Consider the following 3,273-nt stretch of genomic DNA (forward strand, 5'->3'; position numbering starts at 1 on the left):
CTTCTTTACTGTTTTGCTAGAGTTGATAGTAATAGGCTCAGAGTACTTTAGAGAATTAACAGTTGGTATGCTTCCATCTAATGTATAGTAAGTGGTGGCAGGTTCATTGGTTGATAATGTAACAGAAACAGAACTTCCATACGTTCCTCCCGCTGGCGAAGCAGCTGTAACCGGTGGGGATATATCTCCTGGATTAGGAGCATCACCATTTTTTGGATGGCTTTTAAAAAAGTTCCAGCTTAATTTAGTTGTATTTGGTCCTTTAGGATCTGTATAAGAACCGGATGTACTTCCCCCTGACCAAGCATGTCCCATTCCTTCTATCATGTACTTTTCCATTACTGTTTTTCCTGCTGTATCTTTGTAAATATATTGCGTATAGCTTCTTCCACCAGATACTGTACCTGTTGCAGTTTGATCTGCCGTATCATCAATATCGTTATTATCCAGCCCATCAGACGCTCTATCATTTGTTTGAGCCCATTGCGATAATATTTGATGCGCATTTATAGGCGCAACAGTGTAGTCAGCTGTCCCATGAAACAAAATAACTGGAACCACTCGTTTATGATCTCCCATGGCTGAATAGGCTAAATCTCCTTGTTGGATAGGATTAGGACCTCCACTGCTCATTGCTGTATAAGCACCTGTCACATTAGTCGCTGCTTTATATTCTAAGCCAGCCCCAACGCTGATAGCCGCAAATATGTCTGGATAAGTAGCTCCCATAATAACACTCATAGCTGCTCCAGCAGATAGCCCTCCAACAAAGACTTGATCGGCATCTATTGAATAACTGCTTTTTATTTGATTGACCATTCCAGCAATTAACGCTGGTTCACCGCTTCCCCTTGATTGATGAGCAGTATCAAACCAGTTCCAACACTTATTTGAATTAGCAGAAGAGGGTTGTTCTGGATAAAGAACAAGAAACTTCTCTGTCTCCGCCAGTTCATTCATTTGTGTTCCTGCTGCAAATTGATCAGGGTCTTGAGTACAGCCATGTAGCATAACTACTAGAGGTAAGGCAGCACCTCCCTGATAACTGCTAGGTACGTACAGTTTGTATGTCCTTCCGTTATATGTTTTAGAGGTAAAACTTCCTGCGGCTGAAGAAGATACAGCACCTAAAGATAAAAAAAGTATAAAAATCATCCCTGCTATAAATAATCGTTTCATCTTCCTGCTTCCTCCTTATATTGATATGGTTATACTTAGCAGCAAACGTACATATCGGTATGGTATGGAAATGAATAAGAGTTACTAGTAAGATGATAGCAAGGTTTTATGTAATAAAATTTATATTAACTGCACGATTTGGCTACGGTTATGAGGACGAATAAAATCATTCATCTCCCAAAAAAGAAGACGCTTACATAAAATTGTAAACGATTGTGCCGATAAATACTATAAAAAAGACATACCTTTTAAAAATAGGCCGGTATGTCTTCTATGGATTGCTTACTTAAGTATTCATATTGTGACTCGCTGCAATTTACCATAGCAATGGATTGAGGATAAAGTTGTAAATGAGAAGGGAGCTCCTTAAACCCAAACTGATGATAATATTCAGGAAGAATATCGCTATACAGCATAAAAATAGCGCTGCGCTTCTCTATCTTCATCTTTTTAAAAAAGTCTTCAAGCATATCACGGCCATACCCCATTCGTTGATAAAGCTGGTGTACAACAACAGATCCAATACCGTGCAAAGCAAACTTTAATCGAGGAGTTTGTAAAAGAAGCAAAATAAATGAACCAATAATTTGATCCTCTTCATTTACGTATACATACCGAATTCCATATGTTTCTTCTTTTTGATTATCTCTCACATACTCTTTGTACGTCCTGCCTTTAGGCCATGCGGCATATCCCATTTGATAGACTTCTGCCAATTCTTCAGACTTTATTTTTCTTAATAACATGAACATCCCCTCTTTATTTATAATCCCATACGTCAGCAGACATTTTTTATAAAGTTAAAAATAGTTCCTGTATGTATATATTATACTTCATCCTACGGAAGCTTTCTTGCTCTGAGTCCTATTAACAGCTAATATGTGAGCTACTTTCTCAAAAAACTAGAAAAATTCCTGATAGTTGTTCCTCACCCATAGCAGTCATATAGGTAAAGATACTCTTTATCATTCCATAAAAACATAGAGATGTAAATGTATTTCCAGCTTCATTTAGCATTCATTACGTATTACTCATCAAAAAAAGCATAGAAACTACGTTCTATGCTTTACAGTGAAAGTAATCATCATTTCTTAAGCTTTTTCGTTCTCTACATACTCCACTAGATGAAAGAAAAAACGATATGTAAGAATAAGAACTTCACCTATCGACATTTTTTCATTAAACTCTTTTATAGCATCTAACTCAATATTCACATCCCATAATCCATCTTTATCATTAAATAAAAGCTGGACGCTTGTTGGACTTTCATTAAGTTCTTTAGCAAAAAATTGTTTTAGTAAAGAACCGAATTTTTTTTGCATATGTAGCCCGGTTAATACTTTATATGTGCCAAACACATCATCCACTTCAAAAGAACATCCATCAAGCTTAATAAATTCGAACCATTTTGATTCTACATATAGAAATTCACTTCTGTGTTCTTTCAAGTAAGAAATGGGCGTATCTAAAAACGAAAGAGGAGATTCTTCTGCGATCAGCTCGTCCGTTTCTTTATCTACTCTTTCGATATAAGAATCTTTAAAACGTAAAGATTCCTCTTTTTCTTCTATCATCAGGTTTTGCGGTACCAACTTTTTTTGCAACGCATATTCCTTTTCTTCCTGGTATAGAGATAAAGATTGACCTTGAACGTTCATTTCTTTTTCAATATAAGTTTGAATATTACTTTGTAACATGAAAAAACCTCCTGATTAATCTGCATCACTATCTTATATCATAACCTAAACAAGTGTTTATAAATATAGCCAAACAAAAAATCCTTAGGCTATGCCTAAGGATAATAATGATATATTCAAGTATGTATAAAAGATAATTTGGTTGCGGGGACAGGATTTGAACCTGCGACCTTCGGGTTATGAGCCCGACGAGCTACCGAACTGCTCCACCCCGCGATAATAAAAATGCCTGGCAACGTCCTACTCTCACAGGGACAAAGTCCCAACTACCATTGGCGCTAAAGAGCTTAACTTCCGTGTTCGGTATGGGAACGGGTGTGACCTCTTCGCTATCGCCACCAGACAAGAGATTGCTCTCTCAAAACTAGATAACAGTTCGCTGAGTAAAGCTTACGCT

Annotated in this window: 3 protein-coding genes, 1 tRNA gene and 1 rRNA gene; all 5 read right to left on the minus strand. The window is 37.0% G+C overall.

Going from position 1 to position 3,273, the window contains the following annotated elements; all coding sequences use genetic code 11:
* The coding region (locus AC1DRF_RS20560; RefSeq protein ID WP_477741550.1) for an extracellular catalytic domain type 1 short-chain-length polyhydroxyalkanoate depolymerase at positions 1-1,179 on the minus strand (1,179 nt) is incomplete at its 3' end.
* Between the two features lie 248 nt (positions 1,180-1,427).
* Positions 1,428-1,925, minus strand: coding sequence for a GNAT family N-acetyltransferase (locus tag AC1DRF_RS20565; RefSeq protein ID WP_477741551.1), 498 nt, complete (start codon positions 1,923-1,925; stop codon positions 1,428-1,430).
* 345 nt (positions 1,926-2,270) lie between these two features.
* Positions 2,271-2,876 carry a hypothetical protein gene (locus tag AC1DRF_RS20570; RefSeq protein WP_043982677.1) on the minus strand — a complete coding sequence of 202 codons (606 nt, stop codon included), beginning with the start codon at positions 2,874-2,876 and terminating at the stop codon, positions 2,271-2,273.
* 139 nt (positions 2,877-3,015) lie between these two features.
* Positions 3,016-3,092: transfer RNA gene (locus AC1DRF_RS20575), tRNA-Met, on the minus strand.
* Positions 3,093-3,103: 11 nt separating this feature from the next.
* Positions 3,104-3,219: ribosomal RNA gene (gene rrf, locus AC1DRF_RS20580) — 5S ribosomal RNA — on the minus strand.
* Between the last annotated feature and the right edge of the window lie 54 nt (positions 3,220-3,273).

This window comes from Priestia sp. P5_B4 (assembly GCF_056400385.1).